Raw genomic sequence first — 6,440 nt, forward strand, 5'->3', positions numbered from 1 at the left:
AGCTTTCCGGGGGTTGCACAGGGGGGCGATTGAAACCCCAGGACGAACCCGGGCATTTCCTCGTAACGAGGGCATGAAAATGCCCCGTGCTCGTGTGGAGCACGGGGCATTGGGGCCGCGTGGGAAGGTCGCGTGGGAAGCCGTTCCGACGCTCTGCCGGCGCCGTAAGGGGGCTTTTCAATCACCTGCCGAATCGCCCGCCGGATCGCCCGCCGAAAGCGGAACGGAGCATTCGTAGGGGTTCTCGCGAAAGAGCGGGAGGTCAGGCGCGGACGAGCGCCAGGACCTCGTCGCGTATCCGCGTCATGGTGTGCGCGTCGCGCGCCTCGACGTTCAGCCGCAGGACCGGCTCGGTGTTGGAGGGGCGGACGTTGAACCACCAGTCGGCCCCGGAGGCGGTCAGCCCGTCGAGGTCGTCCAGCACGAGCCCCTCGCGGTTCGCGAAGGCGTCGCGCACCGCCGCCATCCGCCCCCGCTGGTCGGCCACCGTCGAGTTGATCTCGCCGGAGGCCCGGTAGCGGTCGTACTGCGCCACCAGCTCGGACAGCGGCCGGTCCTGGCCGCCGAGGGCCGCCAGGACGTGCAGGGCCGCGAGCATGCCGGTGTCCGCGTTCCAGAAGTCCCTGAAGTAGTAGTGCGCGGAGTGCTCACCGCCGAACAGGGCCCCGGTCGCCGCCATCTCCTGCTTGATGAACGAATGGCCGACCCGGGTGCGCCGCGGCGTCCCGCCGTGCTCCCGCACCACCTCGGGCACCGACCGGGAGGTGATCAGGTTGTGGATGACCGTGCCGGCGCCGCCGTTCCTGGCCAGCTCACGGACGGCGACCAGCGCGGTGATCGCCGAGGGGGACACCCCCTGGCCCCGCTCGTCGACCACGAAGCAGCGGTCCGCGTCGCCGTCGAAGGCCAGCCCCAGGTCGGCGCCCTCCGCGCGCACCCGCCGTTGCAGGTCGACGAGGTTCGCCGGGTCCATCGGGTTGGCCTCGTGGTTGGGGAAGGTGCCGTCGAGCTCGAAGTACATCGGCACCACGTCGAGCGGCAGCCCCTCGAACACGGTCGGCACCGTGTGTCCGCCCATGCCGTTGCCGGCGTCCACGACGACTTTCAGCGGCCGGATCGCGGACAGGTCGACGAGCGACCTGAGACGGTCCGCGTAGTCCTGCTGGACGTCCCTGCGCCGGATCGGCCCCACCGGGGTGAGCGAAGGCGGCGGCCCCTCGCGCACCCACTGCTCGACCAGCAGCCGGATCTCGGCGAGGCCGGTGTCCTGGCCCACCGGGGCGGCGCCCGCGCGGCACATCTTGATCCCGTTGTACCGGGCGGGGTTGTGCGAGGCGGTGAACATCGCGCCCGGCATGTTCCAGGCACCTGAGGCGTAGTACAGCTGGTCGGTCGAGCACAGACCGATCTCCGTGACGGAGGTGCCGTGCAGCGCCGCGCCCTGGGCGAAGGCCAGTGCCAGCGCAGGCGAGGTGGGCCGCATGTCGTAGCCGGTGACGATCGCGTCCGCCCCCGTCACCCGGGCGAAGGCCGCGCCGAACAGCCCGGCCACCGCGTTGTCCCACTGCTCGGGGACGAGGCCGCGCACGTCGTACGCCTTCACCAGCGACGAGAGATCGAGTTCCAAGGGGGTGACGGACAAGGGAGGTCCTCCGGGTTCCGGGCCTGGGCATGGCGGCGGGCGGGCGGGCGGGAGCGAAGCACGTGCACGAGTAAGGGCGCGCTCCGCGACTCGTGGCGAGAGACTCGTGCCGAGAGACTCGTGGCGAGATGCGGGGCGCGCCCGAAGGAGCGGGTCAGCGGCGGGGCAGCTGGACGGAGAGCGAGTGCCGGAAGAAGTCGGTGGGGTCCCAGCGCTTCTTGACCTGCTGCAGCCGCGGGTAGTTGTCCTTGTAGTAGAGGGTCTGCCACGGCACCCCCGAGGTGTTGTGCTGCGGGTCGGACACGTCACGGTCGGGGTAGTTGATGTAGCAGCCGTCCGTGCGGTCGTCGATGACCGGGACGCCGCCGGTCCTGGCGAAGAAGTCCTCGTACAGGCCGCGCGCCCAGCCGAGGTAGAAGTCGTCCTCGCTCTCGTCGGCCCAGAAGGTCTGGAAGCACATCTTGAAGATGGAGCTGCGCTGGGCGTTCGCGGTGGCGTCCGGGGCCAGGGCGTTGACCTGGCCGCCGAAGGAGAACAGGACGAGCATGGTGTCCGGGTTGTGGAAGTCCGCCCGGGTCATGTGCCGGTAGATTGCGGCGACCTGGTGGTCGGTGAAGTTCTTGCGCATGTAGCCCGACTTGTGGGCGCCGCGGGAGGTCGGGTTGGTGATGGTGGGGTTGTTGGTGCCGACCAGGCGGGTGGCCTGGAGCCACGGCAGCGTCCTGGGCGCCAGGAGCTCCGGCATGGCGGGCAGTTCGCCGTTGGCCTTCGCCAGGGCCCGCGGGGTGACCCCGGTGCCTGCCAGCATCGCCTTCAGATAGTCGTCCAGGAGCTGCCTGGCACCGGGGACCGTGGCGTCGACCTGGGTGAACATGCCCAGGCTTCCCTTCGCCTTGGCGCTGACGTTGAAGAGGCTGCTGAGGTGGCGGTACTTGGAGTCGGGGGCGCTGTGCTGCTCGTGCCAGGCGCCGAAGTTCTTCAGCAGCCGGGTGAACGTCGCCTCGGTCAGCTGGTCCCAGGGCAGGTCGATCGCACTGACCAGCACGGTGGCGGGCGGCGAGATCAGCTGGTCGGCGGGGTTGGTGCCGGTGGCGCCGGGTGAGCGGAAGAAGTAGCGGGTCACCAGGCCGAAGTTGCCGCCGCCACCGCCGGTGTGGGCCCACCACAGCTCGCGGTTCGGGTCGTTCTGCTCACGGGTGGCCAGTACGGTGCGGGCCTTGCCCTTCTCGTCGACGACCACGACCTCCACCGCGTAGAGGTGGTCGGAGACCAGGCCGTGGGCGCGGGAGAGCAGGCCGTAGCCGCCCCCGGCTATGTGGCCGCCGGCGCCGACGCTGTAGCAGATGCCGCCGGGTATGGTGACGCCCCAGCCCTTGTACAGGGCCTCGTAGACGTTGATCAGGCGGGCGCCCGGCTCCACGACGAACGCACGGTGGCCCGCGTCGTAGGAGACCTCGGTCATCTCCGAGAAGTCGAGGATCACCTCGATGTCCGGGTTGGCCGCGAAGTCGGCGAAGCAGTGGCCGCCGCTGCGCACCGATATCCGCTTCTTCGTACGGAAGGCCAGCTCCAGGGCGCGTTCGGCGTCCGCGGACGACTTGATCATCTTCACGTAGTCGGGTCTGGCCACGAAGCGCTGGTTGTTGCCGCTGGTCAGCAGCGGGTAGCGGGGGTCGCTCGGCTTGACGGTCGCCCCCACTGCGGCCGCGCGCGCACCCGAAGGGATGGCGGCGGCAGCGGTCTTGGCCAGGAGGCCGGTTGCGGCCACGGAGCCGGCGACCGCAGCACTGCGGCCCAGCATGGTCCGGCGATCGACACCACTCATCGTCAGAAACCTCGAATTCTCGAACGGGCCTAGCCGTGGACACGGCTGAGCGGGAAGCCCGGCAGGCGTCGGGCGGGGAGTCATACGCCGGCGTGCGTGGGTGCGGCGGGCGCGGTGGGCGCGGTGGGCCGCGCGGGGGTGGGGCGGCGGGCGGACCTGCGGTCGAGCAGGACGGACAGCAGGGCCACCAGAAGTCCGGCGGCGGCCAGCAGGGCGCCGATCCAGTTGGGCGCGGTGTAGCCGAGGCCGTGGCTGATGGCCGTACCGCCCAGCCAGGCGCCGAGTGCGTTGCCGAGGTTGAAGGCGGCGATGTTGGCCGCGGAGGCCAGCGCCGGTGCTCCTTCGGCCTTCTGCATGACGCGCATCTGCAGGGGCGGCACCGTCGCGAAGCCGATGGCTCCGAAGGCGGCGAGGGTGAGGGCGGCGGGCAGCGCCGCGTGGGCGGTGAACACGAACACGACCAGGACGGTCGCGAGGGCGGCGAGGATGAGGCAGAGGCTGCGCATCAGGCTGCGGTCGGCGAGCCGCCCGCCCACCATGTTGCCCACGCACAGTCCGGCGCCGAACAGGACGAGCAGCCAGGTCACCGCGCCCTCGGAGAAGCCGGCGACGCCGGTCATCATGGGGGCGATGTAGGTGAACGAGGCGAAGACGCCGGCGAAGCCGAGGGTGGTCGTCAGCAGCGCCAGCCACACCTGCGGCGAGCGGAAGACGGCGAGCTCGCGGCGCAGTCCGGCGTCCGGGTCGCGGGGCTGGTGCGGTACGAGGGCGAGGATGCCCAGCAGGCCGACGATGCCGAAGGCGGTGACCGCCCAGAAGGTGGAGCGCCAGCCGAAGTGCTGTCCCAGGAAGGTGCCGAGCGGTACGCCGAGCACGTTGGCGACGGTGAGGCCGGTGAACATCAGCGCGATCGCGCCGGCCTTCTTCTCCGGGGCCACCAGGCCGGCCGCGACGACGGAGCCGATGCCGAAGAACGCGCCGTGGGTGAGGGCTGCGACCAGGCGGCCGATCATCAGGAGGTTGTAGTCACCCGCCAGTGCGCACAGCAGGTTGCCGGCGATGAAGACGACCATCAGCGCGGCAAGCATGATCTTGCGGGGCAGCCGGGCGCCGGCCGCGGTCATCAGGGGCGCGCCGACGACCACGCCCAGGGCGTAACCGGTGACGAGCATGCCCGCGGAGGGGATCGAGACGCCGAAGTCGCCCGCGACCTCCGGCAGGAGGCCGACGATGACGAACTCGGTGGTGCCGATGCCGAAGGCTCCGAGGGCCAGGGCCACGAGGGCGAGTGGCATGGGGGCCGGTCTCCTTTAGCTCTTGTTCCGGCGGCCGGACGGGCGGCCTTCGGGGCGGTCCTGAAGCAGGCTGCGCAGGCGTCTGCGGCCCCGGTGCAGGCGGGAGTTGACGGTGCCGTGCGGGATGCCGATCAGGGAGGCGATCTCCTGGTAGGGCAGGCCTTCCACGTCGGCGAGGTAGACGACGGTGCGGAAGTCGTCGGGTATGGCGCGCATCGCCCTGCTGACCTCGGGGTCGGGGATGCGGTCCAGGAACTGCGCCTCGGCCGAGGGCAGCCCCGTCGAGGTGTGGGAGGCGCTGCGGGCCAGCTGCCAGTCGTCGACCTCCGGCATCGCGGTCAGACCGGGTTCGTGTCGCCTCTTGCGGTGCGCGGTGAAGTGCGTGTTGGTGAGGATGCGCGAGAGCCAGCCCCCGAGGTTGGTGCCGGGGCGGAACTGGTGGAAGCTGCGGTAGGCCCTGGTGTAGGTCTCCTGGACCAGGTCCTCGGCGTCCGCCGCGTTACGGGTGAGCCGCATGGCACGGGCGTACAGCGGGCTGTGGTGGCTCAGCGCCTCGCGCTCGAAGCGGCGCGCCCGTTGCTCGTCCGTCTCCGCGGGGGTGGTCGTCGTGTTCGGCGTGGTGGTCATCGGGTTCTCGCACTCCGTCGCGTGTGCCGGCGGGTCAGAGCTGCCGCAGGGCGCCGCCGTCGACCGCCCACTCGGCTCCGGTGACCTGGCCGGCCAGCGGGGAGAGCAGGTAGGCGATGACCCGGGCGACGTCTTCGGGGGTGCCGATCCGGCCGGTGGGCAGCCCGCGTACCTCGGTGACGAAGTGGGCGACCGCCTCGTCCGCCGGCAGGCCGAAACGTTCGGCGAGCTGGTCGGCGAAGCCGCCGGGGGCGTCGAAGAGTGCGGTCCTGGTGGGACCGGGCGAGACGATGTTGGACCGGACACCGCGGCGGGCGAACTCGGCGGTGAGCGACTTGGAGAGAGACAGCAGGGCGGTCTTGGTGGCCGCGTAGTCGACCAGGGGGTGGTCGGGGAAGCGGGCCGCCTCGCTGGCCAGGTGGACGATGCTGCCCTGCCCCTGGGAGAGGAGGGCGGGGAGCGCGGCGCGGGTCATCCGCACGAGCGCGTGGAAGTTGAGCTCGAACGTCTCGCGCCACTGGGCGTCCGTGACGTCGAGGAAGCCGGTACGGGACTGGAGCCCGCCGACGTTGTTGACCAGGCCGTCGAGCCGCTGGTGGCGTTCGAGGACGGTGTCGACGACGTACTGGGCGGCGTCGGGGTCGGTGACGTCGGCGGCGATGCCGGTGACGCGTTCGCCGAGGTCGTCGATGCTGTCCGCCTTGCGGGCCACCCCCACGACGGTCGCGCCCTCGGCGGCGAGCAGCCGCGCGGTGGCCGCACCGATTCCGGCCGAGGCTCCGGTGACCAGGAAGACCTTGTCCGCGAGTTGCAGGTCCATCGTGCGATTCCTTCGGTTCGGTGGGCGTGCCGTGAGAGGCGGGGCGTCGGGGGCGGCGGCGGTGCGTGCCCCTGGGGAGGGTGCGCGCACCGCCGCCGTGCGGCGGACGGGAGGCCCGTCGGTGCCGTCAGTTCGCGGTGGGGGTTTTTTCCTTGTGGTGGAGGAAGAGGGCGGTGGTGGCGGTGCCGAGGAGGACGATGGCGGTGTTGATGAGGACGGCGAGGGAGACGC

General features: G+C 71.2%; 5 protein-coding genes. All 5 read right to left on the bottom strand.

Annotated features, from left to right (window positions below; genetic code table 11):
* Positions 1-262: 262 nt before the first annotated feature.
* The 5 genes from ACIQM4_RS34370 to ACIQM4_RS34390 all read right to left on the bottom strand — a co-directional run bounded on the left by ACIQM4_RS34370 (position 263) and on the right by ACIQM4_RS34390 (position 6,209).
* Positions 263-1,627 (bottom strand): phosphomannomutase/phosphoglucomutase, encoded by a 1,365-nt coding sequence (locus tag ACIQM4_RS34370; protein WP_401599490.1) that lies wholly within the window; start codon positions 1,625-1,627, stop codon positions 263-265.
* A 169-nt stretch (positions 1,628-1,796) separates the two neighbouring features.
* Positions 1,797-3,467 carry an FAD-dependent oxidoreductase gene (locus tag ACIQM4_RS34375; RefSeq protein ID WP_401599483.1) on the bottom strand — a complete coding sequence of 557 codons (1,671 nt, stop codon included), beginning with the start codon at positions 3,465-3,467 and terminating at the stop codon, positions 1,797-1,799.
* Between the two features lie 80 nt (positions 3,468-3,547).
* Complete coding sequence (locus ACIQM4_RS34380) at positions 3,548-4,762, bottom strand: MFS transporter (RefSeq protein ID WP_401599485.1); 1,215 nt, start codon at positions 4,760-4,762, stop codon at positions 3,548-3,550.
* A 15-nt stretch (positions 4,763-4,777) separates the two neighbouring features.
* Positions 4,778-5,389: a sigma-70 family RNA polymerase sigma factor gene (locus ACIQM4_RS34385; protein ID WP_401599487.1), complete on the bottom strand. Its 612-nt coding sequence runs from the start codon at positions 5,387-5,389 to the stop codon at positions 4,778-4,780.
* A gap of 34 nt (positions 5,390-5,423) precedes the next feature.
* On the bottom strand, positions 5,424-6,209 hold the full coding sequence (locus ACIQM4_RS34390; RefSeq protein WP_401599489.1) for an SDR family NAD(P)-dependent oxidoreductase: 786 nt from the start codon (positions 6,207-6,209) through the stop codon (positions 5,424-5,426).
* Positions 6,210-6,440: the final 231 nt, after the last annotated feature.

This window comes from Streptomyces sp. NPDC091272 (assembly GCF_044757485.1).
Taxonomy (GTDB): Bacteria; Actinomycetota; Actinomycetes; order Streptomycetales; family Streptomycetaceae; genus Streptomyces.